Here is a 23,830-nt window from a genome sequence, read left to right as displayed (position 1 = left end):
CGAATGGCGGTCGAAGTGGGAGTCGCGCGGGAAACCGCACCCGGCGAACGGCGCGTCGCGCTGACGCCCGAAACCTGCAGGAAGTTGGCCAAAGCCGGCGCCTCCGTGCGCATCGAGCGTGGCGCAGGCGCATCCGCCGGCTTCACAGATGCCGATTACACGGACGCGGGCGCGCAAGTCGTCGATGACGGCCACCTCGCGCTCGGCGACGCGGATGTCGTGCTTTGCGTCCAAGCGCCCGACGCGGTGCGCCTGTCGCAACTGAAGGAAGGCGCGGTCCTCGTCGGCTTGTTGCAACCGCAGGCCGATGCCTCGCGCGCCGAAGCGATGCAGGCGCGCAAACTCCTGGCCTTCCCGCTCGAACGATTGCCGCGCACCACGCGCGCGCAAGCGATGGACGTGCTGAGTTCGCAGGCCGGCATGGCCGGCTACAAGGCGGTGCTCATCGCCGCGCAGCTCGCGCCGCGTTTCTTCCCGATGCTGACGACCGCCGCGGGCACCATCCGGCCTTCGCGCGTGTTGATCGTCGGCGCGGGCGTCGCGGGCCTGCAGGCCGTCGCGACGGCCAAGCGCCTCGGTGCGCAGGTCGAAGGGTTCGACGTGCGTCCCGAGACGCGCGAACAGATCGAATCGCTCGGCGGCAAGTTCCTCGACCTCGGCGTGAGCGCGACTGGCGAGGGCGGTTACGCACGCCAGCTCACCGATGAAGAACGCGCCGAACAACAACGGCGCCTGGGCGAACACCTGAAGAATGTCGACGTCGTCGTGTGCACGGCCGCGGTGCCTGGCCGCCCCGCCCCGAAGATCGTCACCGCATCGATGGTCGCCGGCATGCGCCCCGGCAGCGTGATCGTCGACCTCGCCGCGGAAACCGGCGGCAACTGCGAACGCACGCAACCGGGCGAGACGATCGAATCGAACGGCGTCGTCGTCGCGGGCCCGCTGAACCTCGCGAGCATGGGCGCATTGCACGCGAGCGAGATGTACGCACGCAACGTCTACAACTTCGTGGCGTTGTTGTTGAAGGACGGCGCGCTCGCCTTCGACTGGGACGACGAGTTGCTTGCGAAGACGGTGTGGCCGGAGCGCTAGCCCGCGCTCAATCCTTCGGCGGATGCTGCTCCAGCCACGCCTTGCGTTGTTCCGGTGTCATCGCGCGCCACTTTTCCTTCAACTCGCGGCGTTGGTCCGGCGGCATCGAGCGCATGCGTTCGAAGAGGTCGCGGGCCTGGTCGCGTTGTTCCGGCGAGAGGTGGTCCCAGCGGCGCATGCCTTTGTGTGCGGCTTCGCGTTGCGCGGGCGTCATCGTCGTCCAACGGCGCGCGTGGTCGAGCATGCGGCGGCGCTGGCCTTCGTCGGCATCGTTCCAGCGGTCGCGGATCGGTGCGATCAGCACGTCGCGCTCGGCGGGCGTGAGTTGTTCCCACTTCGGCGGCGGCGGGCCCACGGGCGCGGGGTGTTGCTGCGCGAATACAGGCAGCGCGAGCAACGCGAGCGTCAGGGCGAGCCAGGCAGGGCGGCGGTTCATCGGGTTACTCCATGGCCATCAGGGCGGCGTCGTCGGACGCCAGCCATACGTAGAGATCGGGGTTTTCTTCGAGCGTCGAGGCGATGACCGTTTCGTCGGCGTTCGCGCTCGCATTCGTCGCGGCCGGTTGCACCACCGCGACCGTCGGCGCCGACGTCGTCGGCGGCAGCGAATTCAATTGCACGCCGATCGCCAGCGCACCCACCGCCGCCGCGGCCGCGAGCGGGAACGCCAGGCGCCACCTGGAAGCCGGCGCTTGCGCGCCTTCGCCCCGCAGTGCCACGCGACGGCGTTGCTGCAATTGCGCGCGCACGCGCGGAGAGAGTTGGTCGAGCGCGTCGGCGTGCAGGGCACGGATCGCCTCGTCGGACTTGTGTTCGCCGATGCTCATGCGAATTCCTCCAGTTGCGCCTGCAAGGCTTCGCGGGCGCGGAACAGATGCGTTTTCACCGACCCTTCGCTGCATCCCATCACGCGCGCGGTGGTCGCCACGTCGAGTTCTTCGATCACGCGCAGCGTGAAGGCTTCGCGTTGCCGCGCGGGCAAGCCGCGGACCGCCAGGGCGATGCGCGAATACGCTTCGCGGTTGTCGTGCTTGCGCGACGGGTCGGATTCCGGGTCGTGCGTCGGCACCAGCTCGCTCCAGTCGATGGGATCTTCGGCGTTGGCCGATTGCGGCCGCAGCCATTTCAATCGGAAGGTGTTGCGGCGCTGCGCATCGACGATGCGGCTGCGCAACACGCTCCAGAACAGGGGCGTCCATTCCTCCGGCGGCTTGTCCGCGTAACCCAGCATGCGGAGCATCGCGTCCTGCACGACGTCGAGGGCGTCGTCGCGATGGCGCAGGCCCATTTCCGCGAAACGGAAGGCGCGCGCCGAAATGCCGTCGAGGAACGCCTCGAGCGTGCGCGGCGCCTGCGCGGCGCGCTCGGGGGCGTCCACGGCCGCGAAGGCGGTCATCGGATCGTCTGCGTCATCGGTCACCCGGAGGAACATACCAATAGGCCGGTCAGGGTCGCCTGAGCGGGAACGCGGCCGGGCTCCGGTCGTTGACCGGCATTGCCGAGGGTTCACCTGTCGTTATGATGGCCCGACACGACGACGGGGGCAGGGCATGGCGGCGGACGGGTTCGTGGTGCTGTACATCTTCATGCTGGCCGCCATCGCGGGCCACGTGATCATTTCCCGGGTCCCGGTGATCCTGCATACGCCGCTGATGTCGGGCTCCAACTTCATCCACGGCATCGTGCTCATCGGTGCGATGGTGGTCCTCGGCCACGCGGACACGACGCTGGAGAAGGCCATCGGTTTCCTCGCGGTGTTGCTGGGCGCGGGGAACGCGGCCGGTGGCTACGTGGTCACCGAGCGCATGCTGGACATGTTCAAGGCCAGCAAGAAGCCGGAGCCCAAGCCGTGATGGCGTCCTGGCAGGGGCTGCTCGCCGCCACGAGCTATCTCGTCGCCGCCACGTTGTTCCTCCTCGGACTGCAACGCATGGCCTCGCCGGTGACCGCGCGCAGCGGCATCCAGTGGGCGGGCGTGGGCATGGTGATCGCGACCGTGGCGACGTTCCTGTTGCCCGGCCTGCACAACATGGCGCTGATCGTCGTCGCGCTCGTGCTCGGCACCGTCGGTGCGTGGGTGTGGGGCAAACGCGTGGCGATCACCGACATGCCGCAGATGGTCGCGTTGTTCAACGGCATGGGCGGCGGGTCGGCCGCGGCGATCGGTTTCGTGGAACTCTCGCGCGGCAACGATGGGAGCCTGACCTATCCGCACGTCGTCCTCGCCGTCGTGGGTTCGCTGATCGGTGCGGTTTCGCTGACGGGTTCGATCATCGCGTGGGCGAAGCTCGACGGGCGCATGGACAAGCGGTACACGTTCCCGGGGCAGCAAGCGTTCAACGCGCTCGTCTTCATCGCCGCCGTCGTGCTTGGCGCGGTCGTGGTGTGGGGACGCATGGAGTGGGGGTTCGAAGGGTTCCAGCTCGTCGGCCTGGCGCTCCTGGCATTCTTCGCGTGCGCACTCCTCGTCGGCGTGCTGATGACGCTCCCCATCGGCGGCGCGGACATGCCCGTCGTCATTTCGCTCTACAACGCATTCACCGGCCTGGCCGTGGCGTTCGAGGGCTACGTGCTCGGCAACCAGGCCCTGATCATCGCCGGCACGATGGTCGGCGCGGCCGGCATGCTGCTTACGCGCCTGATGGCGAAGGCGATGAACCGCAAGATCACCAACGTGCTGTTCTCGAACTTCGGCGGCGGCGGTGCGCAGGCGCAGGAAATCTCCGGCGCGCAGAAGCCGATCGAAGCGGCCGACGTCGCCGCGATGATGGCCTACGCCGAGCGCGTGGTGATCGTCCCCGGCTACGGCATGGCGGTGGCGCAGGCGCAGCACAAGATCTGGGAACTCACGCAGCGCCTCATCGCGCGCGGCGTGAAGGTGAAGTTCGCGATCCATCCCGTCGCCGGCCGCATGCCCGGCCACATGAACGTGCTGCTCGCCGAAGCCGGCGTGCCGTACGACCTCATCGCCGACATGGACGACATCAATCCGGAATTCCCGAACACCGACGTCTCGCTGGTGATCGGCGCAAACGACGTCGTCAACCCCGTCGCGAAGACCGACCCGGCCTCGCCGATCTACGGCATGCCGATCCTCGACGTGAACAACTCGAAGCAGACCATCGTCATCAAGCGCGGCAAGGGCACGGGCTTCGCCGGCATCGAGAACGCGCTCTTCTACGCCGACAACACGCGAATGCTCTACGGCGACGGCGCGGAAATGGCGAGTGCGCTGGTCAGCGAGCTCAAGGCGCTCGACGGCGGCGGTCACTGATCCCGTAGCGCACCGCGTGCGATGAACGCGCACGCGATGCCGATGATCGCGTGCACCATGACGCTCGCGATCATCCACGCCGGCCGCACCGGCGCGGGCCCCGCGGCCGACAACGGCACGACGACGAAATTCATCGCCGCGTACAGGACCAGCCCGTACGCCGCGCCCCAACGCCAGGGGAACCGAATGAGCGTCGGTAAACGCGAGGCGGCCAGCGCATAGGCGAGCACCATGCACGCGGCGATGAAGTAGTGCGCGATCACGCCGATCGTCGCGGTGCGCACGCCGCCGTCGAAGCTCGCATCGCCGTACAGCCCGGCGGCGATCGACTGGAAGATGCGCACGGGCGCCACCTTCGCTGCGACCGCCCACCACGCGCAGGCGAAAACGAGATCGAATGTTCCCACCGCCAGCGCGCCGAGCGCGACGCGGGGCAGGCGGAAACGCGGCGGGGCGGATCGCGAAGCGGCGTGCGCGGTGTTCATTGCGTGCAGATCGTCCCGGTGATTTGCGTGGTGACCACAGGGCCCGTCGTGCCGAACACGAAGAGGTTGCCGGTGGCGTTTTCGTAACGGCCCGTGCCAGACACCACTTCGTGGTGCGCGAGCACCTGGCCTTTGCCGGTGAGGCCGGCTTCGACCATCGTCAGCGTGCCGTCGCGCAACTCGTAGCGGAAACTGCCCGCGTAGGGCGACCATTCGGGCGAACCCGATGCGGGCGTGCCGCCGCTGTTGGCGCGGAAATGGGTGGTGCCGCGGAACCCGTGGTTGCCGTCGACTTCGCCGAGGAAACAGGACGGTTCACCGGCATCGCATCCGGTGGTCACGCGGATCTCGGTCATGTCGGCGTGGATGTCCTTGCATTTGTCGTTGCCCGCGAGGGCCGCAGGTGCGAGGGCGAGCGTGCACAGCGCCATCGCCAAGCGGGTTGCATGCGTCATGGCTGTTCTCCGAATCCGGCGAACGGCTCGCCGGGTGGACGCATGCTTGGTGTCGATGGTCTGCTGCGCGAGCACCGCCTGCACGGTACGCGGGGGAACCAATCAGCGCGCTTGCGAGCGGGCGATGGCGGCGCATCCGATGCCGATGCCGGCATACGAGACGAGGCAGGCGAGCGTCCACGACACCGGCGCGTGTCCGTTGCCGACGCTCGCCGCGGAGACATACGGCACGAGCACTTCGAACAACAGCCCATACATCGCGATGCCGTACACCGTGCCCGCGAACCATGCGCGCGCATGCAATCGCGGCCAGCGCGCGGCGATGCGCATGTAGCCGGCGACCATCGCCGCCACCGTCGCGCAATAGAGCAACGCGCCCGCGATCGCCGCATCGAGCCCGCCGGCATGCGCCGCCTGCGAGCCGACGACCCACGACGCGATGCCTTGGCCGATCCGCACCGGCGCGACGCCCGAATGCAGGAACCAGTACACCGACACGAACCCCAGGTCGGCGAGTGCGAGCGCGCTGCCGCCGAGGGCGACGACCGCCCAGGCCGGCCACGCGCGCGGGGTCGGGGCGAGGGTCGGGGAGGGGGACCAAGCGGGGCGAACGTGCATGGCGGGCCTCGGGCAGGCAGGATTGGCCTCATCACACGCCCGTGGATTGGCACTGGCAAGGGCCAATCGACCGGCCCGGAATGGGGCCATTCCCCTGGAGACCGGCCATGCACCTGCAACTCGACGGACGCGGACCCCTGCATGCGCAGCTCACCCGCGCCCTGAAGACGGCGCTCGCCGGCGGCCGGCTCGGGCAGGGCAGCCGCTTGCCGCCGACGCGAGCGCTGGCGCGCGACCTCGGCCTGTCGCGCAACACCGTGCTGACTGCCTACGAGCAACTGCGTGCCGAAGGCTTCATGGCGGCGCGCGTGGGGTCCGGGAGTTTCGTCGCCGCGCCCCTGATGGCCGAAGCGGCCAACGATGCGCCTGCGACCATCGCGCCACCGCAGACCGCGTATGCGCGTCGCGCACGCAACGCCGACATCCGCCGCCTGCTGCGCAACAAGCCGCGCGCATCGGTGCGTTACTCGTTCCAGTACGGCCTGCCGCTGATCAACCCCGCGCTCACCACCGCGTGGGCACGCGAACTCGCGCACGCCGCGGCGTACACCGCGCCCGACTATCCCGATCCGCAAGGCGTGCCCGCGTTGCGCGAAGCGATCTGCGATTACCTGGCGCGCCGCCGCGGCGTGCAGGCCGTGCCCGAAGACGTCCTCGTCGTCGGCGGGACGCAACAAGCCGTGTCGCTGGCCGCACGCGTGTTGCTCGACGCCGGCGACATGGCGGTGGTCGAAGAACCGCAGTACTTCGCGCTGCGCAAGGTGTTGCAGATCCACGGCGCGCGCTTGCATGGCGCGGATGTCGACGGCGATGGAATGCGGCCGGATCGCCTGCCGGTCGATGCACCGCGATTGATCTGCGTCACGCCGTCGCATCAATTCCCCGGCGGCTCGGTGTTGTCGCTCGCGCGACGCCTCGAGCTGTTGCAGTACGCGCGCATGCAGGATTGCTGGATCCTCGAGGACGACTACGACGGCGAATTCCGCTACGACACGCAACCGCTCGCGGCGCTGCGTTCGCTGGATCGCGACGGGCGCGTGTTGTACGTCGGCACGTTCTCGAAGACGTTGTTTCCGTCGCTGCGGCTGGGCTACGTCGTGATGCCGCCGGCCTTGCGCGACGACCTCGTCACCGCGAAGTGGGCGCAGGATTTCGGCAGCTCGGCGATCGAGCAGGCGGCGCTGGCGCGGTTCATGGCGGGCGGCGGATTCGAACGCCACCTGCGGCGTAGTTCACGCACGTTGCTGGAACGGCGCACGGCGTTGCTCGACGGGTTGCGCGCGGTCGGAAAAGGACGCCTGGAGATCAACGACTCGCACGCCGGGATGCACCTGGTCGTGTGGCTGAAGGACCAGCCCGACGCGGCGCTCGATGCGATCCTCGCGCACGGCGAATCGATCGGCCTTGGGCTGTACACGATCCGCCCGCACTACCTGCGCCGCCCGCAGCGCGCGGGGTTGCTGATGGGATTCTGCGGCCTGTCGCCGGCCCAGATCCGCGAGGCGATGCCGTTGTTCGAACAGGTGCTCGACCGCGCGTACGCGTGAGCGCCTCAGCGCGAGGCGAAGGCCGCGACGACCAGACCGGCGCCGATCCACGCCCAGTCGGCCGGCGAGTTCGCCAGGGTCGTGAGCGTCCATGCGAGCGAGGGCCCGAGCTTGCCCATCGTGTCCGCGAAGCCGAGCCCGAGCATTCCCGACAGATGCGCCGACACGATGCCCCATTGGGCGAGCGCAACCGCGAGGATCGTGGCACCGACCCCGATCGCCATCCGCGCCAGTCCGCGCGGCGCGCGGGCCAGGCGCAGAAGGAAGGCTGCATCGAGCGCGGCGACGACCGCCATCCACCCGCATTGCGACGCGGTCACCATCGACACGGCGACCCACGCCGCCGCCACGCCGCCGCTGCCCACCAGGGCCAGCGCGGCCCCGAACCAGCGTGAATGTGCGATCCCCTGCGTCGACATCGGGCTCCCCTGCGTGATCGCACAGCATACCGGGGCCCGAACGCCTAGAATGCACGGCCTTGCGGCGCACGCCGCACGCCCCCACGTTCCCGGCATGTATTCCCGCAGCAGCGAACCCGTGCGCTTCGAGCGCGATTGCGACGTCGTCCTCGTCCCGCAGGGCGAGCAGGTCACGCTGCCCGCGGGCAGCATCGGCTACATCACGCAGGCGCTCGGCGGCAGCTACACGGTGTTCGTCGAAGGCAACCTGTTCCGCGTCGCGGGCAAGGATGCCGACGCCATCGGCAAGGAACCGCCCGAGCCGCTCGAGCTGTCGGCGGGCGCCACCGACGAGGACGTCGAGAAGCTGGTGTGGAAGCAATTGCGCACGTGCTTCGACCCGGAGATCCCGATCAACGTCGTCGACCTGGGGCTGGTGTACGAAGCGACGGTCCGCGCGCGCGAGGACGGCCTGCGCGATGTCGAGATCAAGATGACGCTGACCGCGCCGGCCTGTGGCATGGGCGACATCCTCGTGGATGACGTGCGCAGCAAGCTGGAGATGATCCCCACGGTGCACGAAGCCGATGTCGAACTGGTGTTCGACCCGCCGTGGAACCGCACGATGATGTCGGAAGCCGCGCGGCTCGAAACCGGGATGCTTTAAGTCGCTTCGAACTTGTTCGCGGCGACGTTCTTGCGCACCTTGTGGATGTCCCACACGCGTCCGTTCATCGCGATGTAGACGCCCGGCGGCAGGCATTGCACCGCACCCACCGCGGTGCCGACGTTGAACTCCGCATCCGACCCGCGGAAACGCGCGGGGCTCAACGCGCCCGTCAGCACGATCGTGCGGTCCGTCAGCGATTCCAGCACCTGCGCCGTCTCGACCATCGTGTCGGTGCCGTGGGTGACCAGCACGTGCTTGGCCGGCTGCGCGGCGATCGTCGCGCGGATCAGCTCGCGATCCTCGGCCGTGATGTGCAGCGAATCCTTGCGGATGATCGGGATCACGGTGAACTGGAACGCGACGCCGAGCTCACGCAGGATGCCGCCGATCTGCGGTTCCCCGATCTGGTAATCCGACTTGTCGTCGAAGTAGATCTTGTCGATCGTGCCGCCGGTGGTGACGATGCAGAGCTGGTCCATGGGCGGCGATTATAGGAGCTAGCGGCGGCCGCCGAAGCGCGCCTGCAGCCCCGGCAGCGTGGCGCCGACGAAGACGACCAGCGCCAGTGCGATCTCGATCAACGCCAGCTGGCGTTGCTCGGCATGCGACCAGGCCACCATCACGCCGTGCGAGAACCACCCCAGCGCGCACAGGCCCGCCCAGAACGCGGGCTTCTGCCGGCCCGTCCAGTTGAACGCGGCCAGCAGCAACGGGATGCCGGCGAACCACGCCACCGTCGGCCAGCCCTCGTGCAGGTACCAGAACACGAACAACGCCACGAGCCCGAACAGCCCCGCGAGCAACACGCGCGTCGCGATGCTCATGCCAACCTCGCGGCGAGTTCTGCAACGCGACGCCCGAGCGCGCGCGCAAGTTGCGCTTCCTCGTCCGACGGGCGCGGATCGTCCTGCATGCCCGAGACGTGGCTCGCACCGTAGGGCGTGCCGCCGGTGCGCGTGGAATTCAGGCCGGCCTCGGTGTAGGGCAACCCGGTGATCACGCAACCGTGGTGGAGCAAGGGCAGCATCATCGAGAGCAACGTGGCTTCCTGTCCGCCATGCATGGTGGCGGTCGAGGTGAACACCGCCGCAGGCTTTCCGACCAACGTGCCGCTGGCCCATTCGGCACCCAGGCCATCGATGAAATGCTTCAACGGCGCGGCCATGATGCCGAACCGCGTCGGGCTGCCGAGCAGCAGGCCGGCGCATTCGGAAAGGTCCCTGCGGTCGACGTAGGGCGCGCCGTCGTCGGGTACCGGGGGCGCGGCGACTTCGGTCACCGGCGCCACGGGCGGCACGCATCGCAGGCGCGCGGACATGCCGCCGACTTCCTCGATCCCGCGCGCGACCTGCCGCGCAAGGCGCGCAACCGAGCCGCCGCGGCTGTAATAGAGCACGAGTACTTCGGGCATCGATGCCACCTCCGATGCGCAGGATAGCCGAGCGGTGGGGTAGGCTTTCGCCGATGGAGCCCCTGGACACCCTCTATCGCTGGACGGGATACCTGCGCGATCGCCATCGCCTGGGGACCTTCTTCCGCTTCCTGTGGCAGCGGTTCATGGGCGACAACCTGTTCCAGGCCGCCGGCGCGCTGTCGTACACGACGGTGTTCGCGCTGGTGCCGTTGTTCGTCGTCGGCTTCGGCGTGTTGTCCGCCTTCCCCGTGTTCGACCTCTGGCGCGACCGCCTGGTCGATTACATCTTCTCGAACTTCGTCCCGAGCTCGGCGCGCGCGGTGGAAGCCTACCTGCGCCAGTTCTCCGCGAACGCGGGGCAACTCACCGCAGCGGGCATCGTCGCGCTGGTGGTGTCGTTGCTGATCACGTTGAACAGCGTCGAGGTGACGTTCAACCGCATCTGGCGCGTGCCCACCGCGCGGCCGAAGTTCGCTCGGTTCCTGGTGTACTGGACGGTGTTCACGCTCGGTGCGCTGGTGGCGGCGACGAGCCTGGCGTTGTCGTCGCGCTTCTTCGCGATGGCGTTGTTCGAAACCGACGCCGGCCGCTTCCTCGAGCAAGCGCTCGTGCGCGCGACGCCCTTCGTCATCGAGCTGGTCGCCTTCGCCACCGTGTTCAAGGTGGTCCCGCACCGCACGGTGTTGTGGCGGCATGCCTTCGCCGGCGCGTTCCTGGCGGCGTTGCTGTTCGAAGGCGTGAAGTTGTGGCTCGGCGTGTTCATCGGCAACTTCGCCAGCTACGGCAAGGTGTACGGCACGCTCGCGTTCCTGCCGATCTTCCTGGTGTGGATCTACCTGGGATGGACGTCGATCCTGCTCGGCGCGTCGTTCGCCGCGTCGATGTCCTCGTTCCGCTATCAACCGGTGTCGCTGCGCCTGCCGCTCGGCTACGAGATGTACGGGCTGTTGCGCATGCTCGGCCGCTTCCACGTCGCGCGCGCGCACGGCAAGGGCCTGCACAGCCAGGAGATCCAGACGCTGGAGCCAGTGCTGACCGATTCGATGATCCAGGAAATGCTCGGCCAGCTGTGCCAGATCGGCTTGCTCAGCCGCGCGGAAAGCGGCGAGTGGTTGCTCGCGCGCGACCTGGACGACATCACGCTGTCCGAACTGTACGAAGCCTGCCAGTTGCGCGTTCCGGTAGCGGAGGCGCACGTGCCGATGCGAGACGATCCGCTCGGCCAGTGCGCGTACCATACGCTCGACGAGCTGCGGCTCCCGCTGCGCGATTTGCTGAAGAAGAAGGTGTCTTCGATCTATGAGTCCCTCGAATAAGCTGGCGTTGCTCGCGTTGGTCGCGCTGCTGTCCGCATGCAAGCAACCCGCCGCACCCGCACCCGCGAACGACACCATGGCGCCCGCGGCTGCAGCCACGTCCACCATCGCGCCCGCGCCTTCGACTGCGGCCGAACCTGCCTCCGCGCAAGTGAAGACGACGAAGGACTTCCCGACGCTGGTGATCCCCACCGTCGACGGCAAGCGATTCGACCTGGCATCGCATCGCGGCAAGTGGGTGGTCGTGAATTTCTGGGCCACCTGGTGTGGCCCGTGCCTGAAGGAAATGCCGGCGCTCTCCGCACTCGACACGATGCGCGAGCACATCGATGTCGTCGGCCTGGCCTACGAAGACACCACGCCGCAGGAGATGCAGGCGTTCCTGAAAAAGCACCCGGTGTCGTATCCGATCGCGATGGTCGACGTGTACGACCCGCCGAAGGACTTCGAAACGCCGGCCGGCCTGCCGATGACGTATCTCATCGGGCCCGACGGCAAAGTGGCCAAGCGCTTCGTCGGCCCGGTGGAACCGCACGACATCGAAGCAGCGGTCGCCGCCGCCGGCGGCCCGAAGCCGGAAGGCGCGTGAGATGACCGCCGCGCGTTTCTTCGTCGAAGGGCGCGTGCAGGGCGTGTTCTTCCGCGCGTCGGCGCGGCAGCAGGCACAATCGTTGGGTGTGCGCGGATACGCGCGCAACCTGCATGACGGGCGCGTCGAAGTGCTCGCCGTCGGCGATGTGCAGGCTGTCGAACGGCTCGAAGAATGGTTGAAGCACGGCCCGGCGCATGCGCGCGTGGATCGGCTCGAACGCATCGCCGCCGACGAGGGCGAAGCCGGGCCCGAGTTCGAAACGGCCTGAGGTTCAGGCGTCGAACGATTTGATCGGCGCCACGACGGTGAAGCGTTCCTTCTTCGGCTTGCCCGACAGCGCATCGAGCGTCAAACCCGCCTCGGGCACGCGCGTGTCGGGCAGGCGATCGAGCAGGTCCCGGATCAGCGTGAGGCGCCCGCGGCGCTGGTCGTTGAAGTCGACGAGCGTCCACGGCGCGTGGCCGGTGTGCGTCGCGCGCAACATGTCCTCGCGCGCCTTCGTGTACTGGTCGTAGCGCTTGCGCGCTTCCAGGTCGATGGGCGAGAGCTTCCAGCGCTTGAGCGGGTCGGCGCAGCGTTCGGTGAAGCGTTCTTCCTGCCGCGCCTGGTCGCACGCGAGCCAGTACTTGAATAGCAGGATGCCGTCGTCGACGAGCAGCTTCTCGAACGCGGGCGCCTGTTCGAGGAACGCATTCACCTGCGCGGGCTTGGCGAAGCCCATGACGCGCTCGACGCCTGCGCGGTTGTACCAGCTGCGGTCGAACAGGACGATCTCGCCCGCGCTGGGCAGGTGCGGCACGTAGCGTTGGAAATACCACGCCCCCTGTTCGCTTTCGCTCGGCTTGCCCAGTGCGACGACACGGCACTGGCGCGGGTTCATGTGCTCGCGGATGGTGTCGATCGCGCCGCCCTTGCCGGCGGTGTCGCGGCCTTCGAACAGCACGACGATGCGCTGTCCCGTGTCGCGCGCCCAGCGCGCCATCGCGACCAGTTCGAGCTGCATCGGCTCGAGGGCGGCCTTGTAGTCTTTCTTCTTGATCTCTTTCATTTCGCGGCCTTGCGGCGGCGCGGCGCCGGCTGATCGGCGAGGCCGCGCGCGATCTCGAGCAGCGCGCCCTGTTGTCGCGTGGTCATCGCGCGATAGGCGTTCAGCAGATCGTGTTCGCCCTGCGTGCGCGCCGGGTCCAGCGTGCTCGCCAATTCGGCGAGCAATGCACCGGCCGGCACGCCGAGCGTGCGCGCGAGCGCATCGAGTTGTTCCTTGCCCGGCAGCTTCTCGCCGCGCATCCACGCCGACACCGTGTCGACGCCCGCGCGCGGGATCGCGGTGGCGATTTCGGTCGCGCTCATCCCGCGCGCCCTGGCGAGCAAACGCAACGTCGTGGCGAGCGGCATGAGGTTCACTCCTTGAGGCGTGGACGCAAGGTGGCGAGGTTGCATGGCCGCGTGCGCGCATCGAGTTGCGCGCGCAGGATCTTGTCCCACGCCGTGCGGCAGGCGGAAGTCGAGCCCGGCAGCGCGAAGAGGAACGTGCCGTTGGCCATGCCGGCGAACGCGCGTGATTGCAGCGAGGACGTGCCGATCTCTTCGATGCTCACCGCGCGGAACATTTCGCCGAAGCCGGGCATCTGCTTGTCGAGCAACGGGAGCAGGGCCTCGGGCGTGGAATCGCGGCCGGTGAAACCGGTGCCGCCGGTGACGAGGATGCCGTCGATGGTGTCGTCGGCGATCCATTGCGAAACGACCGCACGCAGCTTGTAACGATCATCCGGCAGCAACGCGCGATCCACGCATCGATGGCCGGCCTGCGTCAGCGCTTCGACGAGATAGTCGCCCGACGTATCGTTCTCCTGCGTGCGCGAGTCGGAGACCGTCAGCACGCACAGGGCGAGGGAAACGAAGTCGGCGGCGGGCTTCATACGTTCACGCTATACCACTGGGTGTCGTCTTCATGCCAGCCGGCGGCGCGATAGAGCGCGCGGGCGGGGGCGTTGTCGCGGGTGGTTTCGAGCATCAGGCCCGCAGCGCCCTGTTCGCGTGCGAAATCGGCGGCGCCGTCCAGCAGTGCCTTCGCGACGCCATGCCGCCGCGCGCCTTCGGCGACGAACAGATCATTGAGCAACCACGTCCGCGCGGTGCGCACCGACGAAAAGATCGGATAGAGCTGCGTGAAGCCGACGATGTCGCCATCGCGCTGCGCCACCAGCACGACGGACTCGCCGTTGTCCATGCGCTCGCGCAGGAACGCGCGCGCACGCGGCACATCGCCCGGCTGCGAATAGAACCGGCGATAGGCGTCGAACAACGGCGCGACGGCATCGAGATCGTCGGGCGTCGCGCGGCGGAGCAGGGTGTCGGTCATCAGCTGTTCTCCGTGAGGCGCGCGAGTTCGTCGGCCTGGTGTTCGCGTTGCAGGCGTTCCACCAGTGCGTCGAGGTTGCCTTCGAGCACGTGCGGGAGATCGTAGAGCGTCAAGCCTTCCACGCGATGGTCGGTGATGCGGCCCTGCGGGAAGTTGTACGTGCGGATGCGCTGGCTGCGGTCGCCGCTGCCGACCTGCAGCTTGCGGTCCTGCGCCTGCGCGGCCTCGCGGCGTGCGATGTCGGCTTCCACCAGCATCGCCTTGAGGCGCTTCATCGCCTTGTCGCGGTTGGCGTGTTGCGAGCGCTCGGTCTGCGATTCCACGACGATGCCGCTCGGCACGTGCGTGATGCGGATCGCCGATTCGGTCTTGTTGACGTGCTGCCCGCCGGCGCCGGAGGAACGGAACGTATCGACCCGCAGGTCGGCCGGATTCACTTCGATCGGAACGCCCGGCGCTTCTTCCGCGATGATCGCCACCGTCGCCGCGCTCGTGTGGATGCGCCCCTGCGATTCTGTTTCGGGGACGCGCTGCACGCGGTGCGTGCCGGATTCGAACTTGAGTTTCGAATAGGCACCGCGCCCTTCGACGCGTGCGACGATTTCGCGGAAGCCGCCGTGTTCGCCGGGATTGGCCGATTCCACTTCGACGCGCCACCCCTGGCGTTCGGCGAAGCGCGCGTACATGCGATACAGGTCGCCGGCGAAGATGGCCGCTTCGTCGCCGCCCGTGCCGGCGCGCACTTCGAGGTAGAGGTTGCCTTCGTCGCGCGCGTCCTTCGGGACGAGTTGCGCGAGCAGTTCGCCTTCGAGCTGTTGCAGGCGCTGCGTGGACGATGCGATCTCCTCGTCGGCCAGTTCGCGCATTTCGGGGTCGTCGCGCATCGCCTGCGCATTGGACAGGTCGCGCCGCGCCTGCGATTCCGCCGCCAGCGCGGTGGCGACCGGCTCCAGTTGCGAGAACTCGCGCGACAGATCGCGGAAGCGATCGGCGTCGGAGATCGTGCCGGGATCGGCCAGGAGACGTTCGACTTCCTCGCGTCGCTCGATCAACGCTTCGAGCTTGCGGCGGAGGCTCGGGATCATGCGTCGGGGTCGCCGCCCTCGACGGTGTCTTCGCCTGCTTGCGCGGGTGGGAACAGCTTGTCGGCGGCGCGTGCGAGTTCGGCATCGCCCGTCAGCGCGGCTTCGCGCAAGGCGGCGGTCGGTGCGTGCAGCAGGCGATTGACGAGCGTGTGTGCGAGCAGGTCGAGCACTTCGTGCGGGTCCTTGCCCGCGGCCAGTTGCGCGCGCGCCTTGTCGAGGGCGTCGAGGCGTGACCGCTCGCCATGCGCGCGCAGGCGCTTGAGCGGCGCGTGGCGCGTGCTGGCCTGCAAGGCTTCGACGTAGCGCGCGGTCTGGAGGTCGACGATGGCTTCGGCTTCGCGCGCGGCTTCGCGGCGGCTGCGGCGGTTGTCTTCGATGGACCGTTCGAGATCGTCGACCGTGTAGAGGAAGACGTCGTCGAGCGTGGCGACGGTGGGGTCGATGTCGCGCGGCACCGCGAGGTCGAGCAGCAACATGGGGCGATGCCGGCGCTGCGACAGCGCATGGGCGACCTGCGCGCGCGAGACGATGGGGTCGCGGCTGGCGGTCGCGGACAGCACGATGTCGGCCTCGGCCAGGTGCTTGTCGATTTCGCTCAGCGGCAGCGCGACGCCGCCGTGGCGCGTGGCGAGTTCCTGCGCGTGCGCCAGCGTGCGGTTGGCGACGAGCAGGCGCTTGGCCCTGCCTTCGACGAGGTGCCGCGCGGCCAGCTCGATCGTCTCACCCGCACCGATCAGCAGCACGGTGGAATCCGACAGGCGCGCGAAGGATTCCTGTGCCAGCCGCACGGCCGCCGACGCGACGGACACCGGGTTGGCGCCGATGCGGGTATCCGTGCGCGCGCGCTTGGCGGTGGTGAAGGCGTGCTGGAACAGCCGGTCCAGGTGCGAGCCCATCGTGCCCGCGGTGCGCGCGTTCGCCCAGGCTTCCTTCACCTGGCCGAGGATCTGCGGTTCGCCCAGCACCAGCGAGTCGAGGCCGGTGGCGACGCGGAACAGGTGGCGAACTGCGTCCGCGTCCTGGTGTCTATAGAGGTAGGCGTGCAGGTCGCCGGCATCGGGATGCGCCGCGAGCCAGTCGGCAAGCGCGTCGCCCTGGTCGTCGGCCAGCGCGTACAACTCGGTGCGGTTGCACGTGGAAAGCAGCGCGACCTCGCGCACTGCCGGAAGCGCGCGCAGCGCCGCCAGGGCGCGCGGCATCGCATCGCTCCCGAACGCGACGCGTTCGCGCAATCCGACCGGTGCGGTCTGGTGGTTGATGCCGAGGACAATCAAGCTCATGGAAAGCGTGGGCTCATGAGGTCGTTCGGTCGCGTGCGCTAAGCTCCCGATGGCCGCACATTCTACCGGCGGCGCGCCCTCGCGACGCCCCCCGTCCCCGGAACACGCCATGCCGCAGCTCCGCCCGTCGTTCACCTTCCCGCTGTTGCTGGCCGTGGCGCTGGCCGGTTGCACCGCCGCGGGGCCGCGCGAGACGCCGGCGGCGCAGACCCGGGTGGACGCCGTTCGATCGCCGATCGAAGGAACGATGGCCGGCGAGTTCGCCCTGCAGGCCGGGCAGTTGGACCAGGCGGCGCGCTGGTACCTCGACGCGGCCAAGGCCACGGACGACCCGGGCCTGGCCGAGCGCGCCACCCGCATCGCGCTGCTGGCCAACAACGACAAGCAGGCGGCCGAGGGGCTGGCGCTGTGGAAACAGCGCGCGCCGGGGTCGCTGGCGGCCCACGCGGCCGAAGCCACGCTTGCACTTCGTCGCAACGACGTGCGCCTGGCCAAGCAGGAGTTGCGCCTGCTGCTCACCGACAAGGGCGACATCGGCTGGCGCCATGCGCTGGCCGCGCTCGGCGCCGGCGGCCGGGACCCGAAGCTCTCGGGCAAGTTGCTCGGGGAGTTCGTCGACGAGCAGGCGATCCCGAACAAGTTGCAGGCCTGGCTCGCCTTCGGCGGCCTGGCGATGCGGCTGGAACAACCGGCGCTCGCCGAACGCATCATCGACAGGATCGTGCAGCAGTTCCCCAACGAACCGCGCGTCGCGCTGTTGCGCGCCAGCCAGTTGCGCGAAGCGGGCAAGACCGCCGAGGCGCGGCAGGTGCTCGGCGGCATCGCGCAGACGGCCTACGCCGACGAAGAAATGCGCATGTCGATCGCGGCCGAATATGACGCGATGGGCGATTCGGCGCAGGCCGCCGACGTGCTCGCGAAGGGCCCGCAGGACGATCGCAGCTACGGCTTGCGCGCGGCGCTGCTCTCGCGCGCCGACGACGACGCCGCGCTCGGAAAGCTCTACGACGAGCTGAAGAAGGAATCGGCCAAGCCCGATCCAGACCGTCGTTTGCTGCTTGGCCAGGTCGCGGAAATGCTGGAACGATTCCCCGAAGCGCTGGAGTGGTATCGCAGCGTGCCCGGCGGCGAGGCGCGCTGGACCGCACGCCTGCGCGAGGCGAACGTGCTGCACGAATTGAAGCGGGCGCCCGAGGCCTACACGGCGCTGCGCGGCCTGCAGTCGGATGCGACGGTGGACGAGGGCACGCGCCGCGACGCATACCTGCTCGAGGCGGAACTGCGCGGCAAGGACAACCAGCTTGTCGAGGAACTCGACGTGTTCGCGCGCGGGCTGGCTGCGTATCCCGACGATCCGGTGATCCTCTATTCGCGTGCGCTGACGTGGGAGCGCCGCGACGACATCCCGCGCGCGGAAGCCGATTTCCGCAGGATCCTCGTCGCCGAACCGGACAACGTCACCGCGCTCAACGCACTCGGCTACACGCTGGCCGACCGCACCAACCGGTTCGCCGAAGCCCTGGAGCTGATCGACCGCGCGCGCGCCGCCGAACCCGACAGCGCCGCGATCATCGACAGCTACGGCTGGGTGCTCTATCGCCTCGGCCGCAAGGAGGAAGCGCTGGTCGAATTGCGCCGCGCGTTCTCGATGCAGAAGGATCCGGAGATCGCCTCGCACCTGGCCGAAGTGCTGTGGATGCTGGGGCAGAAGGACGAGGCGCGGCGTTACTTCGACGAGGCGAAGAAGCTCGATCCGGAGAATCGTTCGCTCAAGCGCGCGCTGGAGACGACGGGGGCATGAGCATGCGGGCGATGTGTGTCGCGATGATCGCCATCGCGTTGTCGGCGTGCGCGTCGACGCGTTCCAACGTGCCGGCGATGGCGACGGTCGAACAACCGCAGGCGTACCAGTCCACGCGCGAAGCGCAACTGGCGACGCTGCGCGAATGGTCGATGTCGGGCCGCATCGCGGTGTCGAACGGGAAGGACGGCGGCAGTGGACGCATCGAATGGATCCAGAACGATCCGCTCTTCGAAGTCGTGATGTCGGCGCCGGTGACACGCCAGAGTTGGCGCCTGCTGAGCGACGGACGCGAGGTGGTGGTCGAGGGATTGGAGGGCGGACGACGCACCGGAAGCGATGCGCGCGCGATGCTCCTGGAAGCTACGCGCTGGGATATCCCGGTGGAGGCCTTGGCCGGCTGGGTGCGCGGCATTCCCGGCGCGGGTGCGGAGGTGCGATTTGGCGTCGACGGCCGTCTGGCCGGGCTGACCCAGGATGGCTGGACCGTGTCGTACACCGATTGGGCCCCGAGCCCGTCCGATGCGACGCTCGCGATGCCGGCCCGGCTTGAAGCCACCAAGGGCGAGGCCCGCGTGCGCCTGGCCATCGACGAATGGCATTTCGGCCCCCGCCCGTGACCTGGTCCGAATGGCCGGCCCCGGCCAAGCTCAACCTGTTCCTGCAGATCACCGGCCGTCGGCCCGACGGTTACCACACGCTGCAGACGGTGTTCCGTCTCCTCGACTGGGGAGACACGGTGCGGCTGCGCGTCCGCGAGGACGGCGGGATTTACCGCGTGGGAGGGTCCGCGCCGGGTGTCGCGGAAGCAGACGACCTGATGGTGCGCGCGGCTAAACTCCTTCAGCGCGAAGCGAACGTCAGGCTTGGAGCGGACATCTCCGTCGAAAAGCGCATTCCGGCCGGCGGCGGTTTCGGCGGCGGATCCTCCGATGCGGCGACGGTGCTCGTGGCGCTCGACCGGATGTGGGACACGAATCTGGGCATCGACCGCCTCGCAGCCCTGGGCCTGACGCTCGGGGCCGACGTCCCGGTTTTCGTCCGCGGCGACAATGCGTGGGCCGAAGGCGTGGGCGAAATCCTCACGCCGATCGACCTCCCGCCGGCCTGGTACGTCCTCGCCGACCCCGGCGTGCAGGTGCCCACCGCCGCTTTGTTCCAAACCCCTGAATTGACGCGCGATTCACCGCCCGCGACAATGCGCGACTTCGTTTCGGAAGCGGTGCTCGACAATGCGTTCGAGCCGGTGTTGCGCCGCCGCGAGCGGGCCGTCGAGGCTACGTTCGCAGCGCTCGCGCAGGTCGGCACGCCACGGTTGACGGGCACGGGCAGCGGTTGTTTCGTCGAATTCGCCACGCGCGACCTCGCCGAAGCGGCACTCGCCCGCGTGCATCGGGATGTGCCGTCGTTGCGGGCCTGGCTGGCCGCAGGGGCGCACGCGTCCCCGCTGCGCGGCGCGCTCGTTCGAATTTGAAGGGGCGTCGCCAAGTGGCCTAAGGCACCGGGTTTTGATCCCGGCATCCGCAGGTTCGAATCCTGCCGCCCCTGCCATCTCGGCCAATTCCGGTCGGCGTGGCAAGCAGTCCCACCCGCAACGGTCAGAGCGCAGCGGAGCCCACATGCAAGACGATCGCAATCTGCTGGTCTTTTCCGGCAACGCCAACCGCCCGCTCGCCGACGCGGTGTGCAAGGAGCTCGGCGTGCGCATGGGCAAGGCGCTCGTCAGCAAGTTCTCCGACGGCGAAGTGCAGGTGGAGATCGAGGAGAACGTGCGGCGGCAGGAGGCGTTCGTCATCCAGCCGACGTCCGCGCCGAGTGCGGAAAACCTCGTGGAATTGCTGGTGCTGATCGACGCTCTCAAGCGCGCATCGGTCTCCAGCGTCACCGCGGTGGTGCCGTACTTCGGTTATGCGCGGCAGGATCGCCGTCCGCGTTCGGCGCGCGTGCCGATCACGGCCAAGGTGGCCGCGAAGATGTTCGGTGCGGTGGGGGCCGATCGCGTGTTGACGGTCGACCTGCACGCCGACCAGATCCAGGGCTTCTTCGATCTGCCGGTGGACAACGTGTATGCCTCGCCGCTGCTGCTCGCCGACATCTGGCGCGCGCACGGCACGGACAACCTGATCGTGGTGTCGCCCGACGTCGGCGGCGTGGTGCGTGCGCGAGCGATCGCCAAGCGCCTCGACGACGCCGACCTCGCCATCATCGACAAGCGCCGTCCGCGCGCCAACGTGGCCACGGTGATGAACATCATCGGCGACGTGAACGGCAAGACGTGCGTGCTGGTCGACGACATCGTGGACACCGCGGGCACCTTGTGCGCGGCGGCCGCGGCGCTGAAAGCGCAGGGCGCGACCAAGGTGGTCGCGTACTGCACGCACCCCGTGCTGTCGGGTGCGGCGATCGACAACCTGAACAAATCGCAGCTCGACGAGCTGGTGGTGACCGACACCATCCCGCTCAGCGAACCTGCAAAGGCCTGCGGCCGCATCCGCCAGCTCAGCGTCGCCGAGCTGCTCGCGGAAACCATCCGCCGCATCGCCTTCGGCGAATCCGTCAGTTCGCTTTACGTGGACTGACATCCTTGCTCCACCTGGTCGCGGGTGGGGCTTCATCGCAACACAGTGAGTGAAACATCATGGCTATCGAACACAAGATCACGGCCACTGGCCGCAAGGACGAAGGCAAGGGTGCGAGCCGCCGCCTGCGTCGCGCGGCGCAGATCCCGGCCATCGTCTACGGCGGCACCGCCGCTCCGCAGAGCATCCAGCTCGAACACGAGAAGACCTGGCTCGCCAGCCAGAACGAGTGGTTCTACTCGTCGATCCTGACGCTCGAACTCGACGGCAAGGCCCAGAAGGTCCTGCTGCGCGACATGCAGCGCCATCCGTACAAGCAGATCATCATGCATCTCGACTTCCAGCGCGTCGACGAGAACCAGGCGATCCGCGTGCAGGTGCCGCTGCACTTCCTCAACGAAGACAAGTCGCCGGCCGGCAAGTCGGCCGAAGTGGTCGTCACGCACGAGCTCAACGAAGTCGAAGTGAGCTGCTTGCCGAAGGACCTGCCGGAGTTCATCGAGATCGACCTGTCGGCCCTCGCGGTCGGCGACATCGTCCACCTCTCCGACCTCAAGCTGCCGAAGGGCGTCGAGATCCCCGAGCTGAAGCTCGGCAAGGAACACGACGTGGCGATCGTCATCGCCAAGCACGGCAAGGAAGAAGTCGAAGAGCCGACCGAAGCGCCGGTCGCGGCCGAAGTGCCGGCGGCAAAGGTCACGAAGAAGGACGAAGAGAAGAAGTAAGTCTTGTCAGGCTTGCGTCTCATCGTGGGGCTGGGCAATCCCGGCCCCGAGCACACCCGGACCCGGCACAACGCCGGGTTCTGGTTTGTGGACGCGCTCGCCGAGCGTTTGGGCGTGCGCTTCGGCGTGGAGTCCAAGCTCTTCGGCGAAACCGCGAAGGTCGACATCGGCGGGCGCCAGGTGTGGCTGCTCAAGCCGTCGACCTACATGAATCTCAGCGGCAAGTCGGTCACGGCGGCCTTGCGCTACTGGAAGATCGAGCCGGAAGAGGCGCTGCTGGCGCACGACGAACTCGATCTTGCCCCCGGCATCGCGCGCCTGAAGTTCGATGGCGGCCATGGCGGGCAGAACGGCCTGCGCGACACCATGAAACTGCTGGGCCACGGCAAGTTCCATCGCCTGCGCATCGGCATCGGCCATCCCGGCCACAAGGACAAGGTCACCCCGTGGGTGCTGGGCAAGCCCGGCCGCGACGACGAAGCCGCGATATTGCGCGCCATCGAAGACGCGACCGACGTGCTGCCGCTCGCCGTCGCGGGGGACATCAACGAGGCCACCAAGCGCCTCAATACCGCAAAGGCGTAAGTATTCGATGGGCATCAAATGCGGCATCGTCGGCCTGCCGAACGTCGGCAAGTCGACCCTGTTCAACGCGCTGACCAAGGCGGGCATCGCCGCGGCCAACTTCCCCTTCTGCACGATCGAGCCGAACGTCGGCGTCGTACCCGTGCCCGATCCGCGCCTGACCGCGCTGTCGGACATCGTCAAGCCGCAGAAGGTGATCCCGACCGCCGTCGAGTTCGTCGACATCGCGGGCCTGGTGGCCGGCGCGGCCAGCGGCGAAGGCCTGGGCAACAAGTTCCTCGCGCACATCCGCGAGGTCGATGCGATCACGCACGTGGTGCGCTGCTTCGAGCACGGGGACATCGTCCACGTGACCGGCAAGGTCGACCCGATCTCCGACATCGAGACCATCGATACGGAACTGGCGCTGGCGGACCTGGATTCGGTCGAGAAGGCCCTCAACCGCGCCGAACGCTCGGCCAAGACCGGCGACAAGGACGCCAAGGCGCGCGCCGAGGTGCTCGGGCGTGTGCGCACGGGCCTGGATTCGGGCAAGCCGGCGCGCGCGCTGGGCCTGTCGGAGGAGGACAAGGCGCAGGTCCGCGACCTGTTCCTGCTGACGCTCAAGCCCGTGATGTACGTGGCCAACGTCCTGGAAGACGGGTTCGAGAACAACCCGCACCTGGAGGCCGTCCGCGCCCGCGCGGTGGGCGAGGGGGCCGAAGTGGTGCCGGTTTCGGCCGCCATCGAGGAAGAGCTGAGCCAGCTCGACGACGCCGACCGCGACACCTTCCTGCACGACCTGGGCCTGGACGAGCCGGGCCTGAACCGCGTGATCCGGGCGGCCTACAAGCTCCTGGGCCTGCAGACCTACTTCACGGCGGGCGTGAAGGAAGTCCGCGCGTGGACCGTTCGCGCCGGTTCGACCGCCCCGCAAGCGGCCGCGGTGATCCACACGGACTTCGAAAAGGGCTTCATTCGCGCCGAAACCATCGCCTACGACGACTACATCAAGTACCGGGGCGAGTCGGGCGCCCGCGACGCCGGCCGCTTGCGCCTGGAAGGCAAGGAGTACCGGGTCCAGGAAGGCGACGTGCTGCACTTCCGCTTCAACGTCTGACCGATTTGCCCGGATCGTTCAGATGACGTCGACGAAGCGTTGACTTCGTCCCGCGCTCACGCCAGAATTTCGGGCTCTTTTGGAGGGATACCCAAGCGGCCAACGGGGGCAGACTGTAAATCTGCTGGCTTACGCCTTCGGTGGTTCGAATCCACCTCCCTCCACCAGATCGTGAAAACCAGCGGCCTTACCAGCCGATGGCGCAAGACCCAAGCGAGTTTCCGGCGCGGGAGTAGTTCAACGGTAGAACCTCAGCCTTCCAAGCTGATGGTGCGGGTTCGATTCCCGTCTCCCGCTCCATTGAACGCCGCGACGAAACGCTTGCTGCAAGACACGCTCACGTAGCTCAGTCGGTAGAGCACCTCCTTGGTAAGGAGGAGGTCGCTGGTTCGATTCCAGTCGTGAGCACCACATCGCAACACCGTTCCACCCGCCACACCGTCGTCCACCACC

General features: G+C 68.2%; 31 protein-coding genes and 4 tRNA genes. 19 read left to right on the top strand and 16 right to left on the bottom strand.

The window, feature by feature from the left end; translation table 11 throughout:
- The first annotated feature begins 3 nt into the window (after positions 1-3).
- Positions 4-1,092 carry an NAD(P) transhydrogenase subunit alpha gene (locus LF41_RS07065; RefSeq protein ID WP_036167859.1) on the top strand — a complete coding sequence of 363 codons (1,089 nt, stop codon included), beginning with the start codon at positions 4-6 and terminating at the stop codon, positions 1,090-1,092.
- A 7-nt stretch (positions 1,093-1,099) separates the two neighbouring features.
- On the opposite strand, the gene LF41_RS07060 is transcribed toward LF41_RS07065, so the two are convergent.
- The 3 genes from LF41_RS07060 to LF41_RS07050 are packed head-to-tail and all read right to left on the bottom strand — an operon-like array spanning position 1,100 to position 2,488.
- Positions 1,100-1,528, bottom strand: coding sequence for a DUF3106 domain-containing protein (locus LF41_RS07060; protein ID WP_036167856.1), 429 nt, complete (start codon positions 1,526-1,528; stop codon positions 1,100-1,102).
- A gap of 4 nt (positions 1,529-1,532) precedes the next feature.
- Entirely contained in the window at positions 1,533-1,919 is a 387-nt protein-coding gene (locus LF41_RS07055) for a hypothetical protein (RefSeq protein ID WP_036167854.1), read from the bottom strand.
- The gene (locus LF41_RS07050; RefSeq protein ID WP_052116216.1) at positions 1,916-2,488 is read right to left on the bottom strand and encodes an RNA polymerase sigma factor; all 573 of its coding nucleotides are present in this window, start codon (positions 2,486-2,488) and stop codon (positions 1,916-1,918) included. Before LF41_RS07050 ends, LF41_RS07055 begins: the two co-directional genes overlap by 4 nt.
- Positions 2,489-2,642: 154 nt before the next feature.
- Between LF41_RS07050 and LF41_RS07045 the strand changes: the two genes are divergently transcribed.
- Both LF41_RS07045 and LF41_RS07040 read left to right on the top strand, forming a co-directional pair.
- Positions 2,643-2,945, top strand: coding sequence for an NAD(P) transhydrogenase subunit alpha part 2 (locus LF41_RS07045; protein ID WP_036167852.1), 303 nt, complete (start codon positions 2,643-2,645; stop codon positions 2,943-2,945).
- Positions 2,945-4,366, top strand: a complete 1,422-nt coding sequence (locus tag LF41_RS07040) for an NAD(P)(+) transhydrogenase (Re/Si-specific) subunit beta (RefSeq protein ID WP_036167850.1) — start codon at positions 2,945-2,947, stop codon at positions 4,364-4,366. The genes LF41_RS07045 and LF41_RS07040 overlap by 1 nt, the downstream gene beginning before the upstream one ends.
- On the opposite strand, the gene LF41_RS07035 is transcribed toward LF41_RS07040, so the two are convergent.
- The 3 genes from LF41_RS07035 to LF41_RS07025 form a co-directional block, all read right to left on the bottom strand.
- Positions 4,360-4,851 carry a hypothetical protein gene (locus LF41_RS07035; protein ID WP_052116214.1) on the bottom strand — a complete coding sequence of 164 codons (492 nt, stop codon included), beginning with the start codon at positions 4,849-4,851 and terminating at the stop codon, positions 4,360-4,362. The two genes, LF41_RS07040 and LF41_RS07035, sit on opposite strands and share 7 nt — an antisense overlap.
- Positions 4,848-5,306, bottom strand: a complete 459-nt coding sequence (locus tag LF41_RS07030; RefSeq protein WP_036167848.1) for a hypothetical protein — start codon at positions 5,304-5,306, stop codon at positions 4,848-4,850. Before LF41_RS07030 ends, LF41_RS07035 begins: the two co-directional genes overlap by 4 nt.
- Positions 5,307-5,408: 102 nt before the next feature.
- Positions 5,409-5,924, bottom strand: coding sequence for a hypothetical protein (locus LF41_RS07025; RefSeq protein WP_036167846.1), 516 nt, complete (start codon positions 5,922-5,924; stop codon positions 5,409-5,411).
- Positions 5,925-6,031: 107 nt separating this feature from the next.
- Here LF41_RS07025 and pdxR point away from each other — a divergent pair, with 107 nt between their 5' ends.
- Positions 6,032-7,471 (top strand): MocR-like pyridoxine biosynthesis transcription factor PdxR, encoded by a 1,440-nt coding sequence (gene pdxR, locus LF41_RS07020; RefSeq protein WP_036167842.1) that lies wholly within the window; start codon positions 6,032-6,034, stop codon positions 7,469-7,471.
- Between the two features lie 5 nt (positions 7,472-7,476).
- Here pdxR and LF41_RS07015 read toward each other — a convergent pair whose 3' ends face one another.
- The gene (locus LF41_RS07015) at positions 7,477-7,890 is read right to left on the bottom strand and encodes a hypothetical protein (protein ID WP_052116213.1); all 414 of its coding nucleotides are present in this window, start codon (positions 7,888-7,890) and stop codon (positions 7,477-7,479) included.
- Between the two features lie 94 nt (positions 7,891-7,984).
- Here LF41_RS07015 and sufT point away from each other — a divergent pair, with 94 nt between their 5' ends.
- A complete protein-coding gene (gene sufT / locus LF41_RS07010) occupies positions 7,985-8,536 on the top strand; it encodes a putative Fe-S cluster assembly protein SufT (protein WP_036167839.1) in 552 nt (183 codons plus the stop codon).
- Here sufT and LF41_RS07005 read toward each other — a convergent pair.
- From LF41_RS07005 to wrbA, 3 genes are read right to left on the bottom strand one after another with little or no spacing between them, the layout of a single operon-like run.
- Positions 8,533-9,018 carry an asparaginase domain-containing protein gene (locus tag LF41_RS07005; protein ID WP_036167836.1) on the bottom strand — a complete coding sequence of 162 codons (486 nt, stop codon included), beginning with the start codon at positions 9,016-9,018 and terminating at the stop codon, positions 8,533-8,535. The genes sufT and LF41_RS07005 overlap by 4 nt on opposite strands.
- 18 nt (positions 9,019-9,036) lie before the next feature.
- Entirely contained in the window at positions 9,037-9,363 is a 327-nt protein-coding gene (locus LF41_RS07000) for a DUF2069 domain-containing protein (protein WP_036167833.1), read from the bottom strand.
- Positions 9,360-9,950 carry an NAD(P)H:quinone oxidoreductase gene (gene wrbA, locus LF41_RS06995; protein WP_036167944.1) on the bottom strand — a complete coding sequence of 197 codons (591 nt, stop codon included), beginning with the start codon at positions 9,948-9,950 and terminating at the stop codon, positions 9,360-9,362. Before wrbA ends, LF41_RS07000 begins: the two co-directional genes overlap by 4 nt.
- A gap of 53 nt (positions 9,951-10,003) precedes the next feature.
- Between wrbA and LF41_RS06990 the strand changes: the two genes are divergently transcribed.
- The 3 genes from LF41_RS06990 to LF41_RS06980 are packed head-to-tail and all read left to right on the top strand — an operon-like array spanning position 10,004 to position 12,129.
- A complete protein-coding gene (locus tag LF41_RS06990) occupies positions 10,004-11,269 on the top strand; it encodes a YihY family inner membrane protein (protein ID WP_036167830.1) in 1,266 nt (421 codons plus the stop codon).
- On the top strand, positions 11,253-11,858 hold the full coding sequence (locus LF41_RS06985; RefSeq protein ID WP_036167827.1) for a TlpA family protein disulfide reductase: 606 nt from the start codon (positions 11,253-11,255) through the stop codon (positions 11,856-11,858). Before LF41_RS06990 ends, LF41_RS06985 begins: the two co-directional genes overlap by 17 nt.
- A 1-nt stretch (position 11,859) precedes the next feature.
- Positions 11,860-12,129 (top strand): acylphosphatase, encoded by a 270-nt coding sequence (locus LF41_RS06980; protein ID WP_036167825.1) that lies wholly within the window; start codon positions 11,860-11,862, stop codon positions 12,127-12,129.
- 3 nt (positions 12,130-12,132) lie between these two features.
- Here the strand turns inward: LF41_RS06980 and ppk2 are convergent, their stop codons facing one another.
- From ppk2 to hemA, 6 genes are read right to left on the bottom strand one after another with little or no spacing between them, the layout of a single operon-like run.
- The gene (gene ppk2 / locus LF41_RS06975) at positions 12,133-12,909 is read right to left on the bottom strand and encodes a polyphosphate kinase 2 (protein ID WP_036167822.1); all 777 of its coding nucleotides are present in this window, start codon (positions 12,907-12,909) and stop codon (positions 12,133-12,135) included.
- Positions 12,906-13,256 (bottom strand): helix-turn-helix domain-containing protein, encoded by a 351-nt coding sequence (locus LF41_RS06970; protein ID WP_036167941.1) that lies wholly within the window; start codon positions 13,254-13,256, stop codon positions 12,906-12,908. Before LF41_RS06970 ends, ppk2 begins: the two co-directional genes overlap by 4 nt.
- 5 nt (positions 13,257-13,261) lie before the next feature.
- Positions 13,262-13,780: a molybdenum cofactor biosynthesis protein B gene (moaB, locus tag LF41_RS06965; RefSeq protein WP_036167819.1), complete on the bottom strand. Its 519-nt coding sequence runs from the start codon at positions 13,778-13,780 to the stop codon at positions 13,262-13,264.
- Positions 13,777-14,223 carry a GNAT family N-acetyltransferase gene (locus LF41_RS06960; protein ID WP_036167816.1) on the bottom strand — a complete coding sequence of 149 codons (447 nt, stop codon included), beginning with the start codon at positions 14,221-14,223 and terminating at the stop codon, positions 13,777-13,779. Before LF41_RS06960 ends, moaB begins: the two co-directional genes overlap by 4 nt.
- A complete protein-coding gene (prfA, locus tag LF41_RS06955) occupies positions 14,223-15,308 on the bottom strand; it encodes a peptide chain release factor 1 (protein ID WP_036167814.1) in 1,086 nt (361 codons plus the stop codon). Before prfA ends, LF41_RS06960 begins: the two co-directional genes overlap by 1 nt.
- Positions 15,305-16,588, bottom strand: coding sequence for a glutamyl-tRNA reductase (hemA, locus tag LF41_RS06950; protein WP_052116212.1), 1,284 nt, complete (start codon positions 16,586-16,588; stop codon positions 15,305-15,307). The genes prfA and hemA overlap by 4 nt, the downstream gene beginning before the upstream one ends.
- A 109-nt stretch (positions 16,589-16,697) precedes the next feature.
- On the opposite strand from hemA, the gene LF41_RS06945 reads away from it, so the two are divergent.
- The 11 genes from LF41_RS06945 to LF41_RS06895 all read left to right on the top strand — a co-directional run bounded on the left by LF41_RS06945 (position 16,698) and on the right by LF41_RS06895 (position 23,788).
- The gene (locus LF41_RS06945) at positions 16,698-18,389 is read left to right on the top strand and encodes a tetratricopeptide repeat protein (protein ID WP_052116211.1); all 1,692 of its coding nucleotides are present in this window, start codon (positions 16,698-16,700) and stop codon (positions 18,387-18,389) included.
- The gene (gene lolB, locus LF41_RS06940) at positions 18,386-19,009 is read left to right on the top strand and encodes a lipoprotein insertase outer membrane protein LolB (protein ID WP_036167811.1); all 624 of its coding nucleotides are present in this window, start codon (positions 18,386-18,388) and stop codon (positions 19,007-19,009) included. The genes LF41_RS06945 and lolB overlap by 4 nt, the downstream gene beginning before the upstream one ends.
- Positions 18,985-19,863: a 4-(cytidine 5'-diphospho)-2-C-methyl-D-erythritol kinase gene (ispE, locus tag LF41_RS06935; RefSeq protein ID WP_036167808.1), complete on the top strand. Its 879-nt coding sequence runs from the start codon at positions 18,985-18,987 to the stop codon at positions 19,861-19,863. Before lolB ends, ispE begins: the two co-directional genes overlap by 25 nt.
- Positions 19,864-19,940 (top strand) — tRNA-Gln (locus LF41_RS06930).
- A gap of 68 nt (positions 19,941-20,008) precedes the next feature.
- Positions 20,009-20,968, top strand: coding sequence for a ribose-phosphate diphosphokinase (locus tag LF41_RS06925; RefSeq protein WP_036167806.1), 960 nt, complete (start codon positions 20,009-20,011; stop codon positions 20,966-20,968).
- A gap of 59 nt (positions 20,969-21,027) precedes the next feature.
- The gene (locus tag LF41_RS06920; protein ID WP_036167803.1) at positions 21,028-21,693 is read left to right on the top strand and encodes a 50S ribosomal protein L25/general stress protein Ctc; all 666 of its coding nucleotides are present in this window, start codon (positions 21,028-21,030) and stop codon (positions 21,691-21,693) included.
- Between the two features lie 3 nt (positions 21,694-21,696).
- Positions 21,697-22,278 (top strand): aminoacyl-tRNA hydrolase, encoded by a 582-nt coding sequence (pth, locus tag LF41_RS06915; RefSeq protein WP_036167801.1) that lies wholly within the window; start codon positions 21,697-21,699, stop codon positions 22,276-22,278.
- A gap of 7 nt (positions 22,279-22,285) precedes the next feature.
- Positions 22,286-23,377: a redox-regulated ATPase YchF gene (ychF, locus tag LF41_RS06910; protein WP_036167797.1), complete on the top strand. Its 1,092-nt coding sequence runs from the start codon at positions 22,286-22,288 to the stop codon at positions 23,375-23,377.
- A gap of 81 nt (positions 23,378-23,458) precedes the next feature.
- Positions 23,459-23,544: transfer RNA gene (locus LF41_RS06905), tRNA-Tyr, on the top strand.
- Between the two features lie 59 nt (positions 23,545-23,603).
- Positions 23,604-23,677: transfer RNA gene (locus LF41_RS06900), tRNA-Gly, on the top strand.
- 35 nt (positions 23,678-23,712) lie between these two features.
- Positions 23,713-23,788 (top strand) — tRNA-Thr (locus LF41_RS06895).
- Positions 23,789-23,830 lie beyond the last annotated feature (42 nt).

It is taken from the genome of Lysobacter dokdonensis DS-58 (assembly GCF_000770795.1).
Taxonomy (GTDB): domain Bacteria; phylum Pseudomonadota; class Gammaproteobacteria; order Xanthomonadales; family Xanthomonadaceae; genus Noviluteimonas; species Noviluteimonas dokdonensis.
Note: the sequence above shows the minus strand (reverse complement) of the source record. Positions and strands in the feature narration are given on the sequence as shown.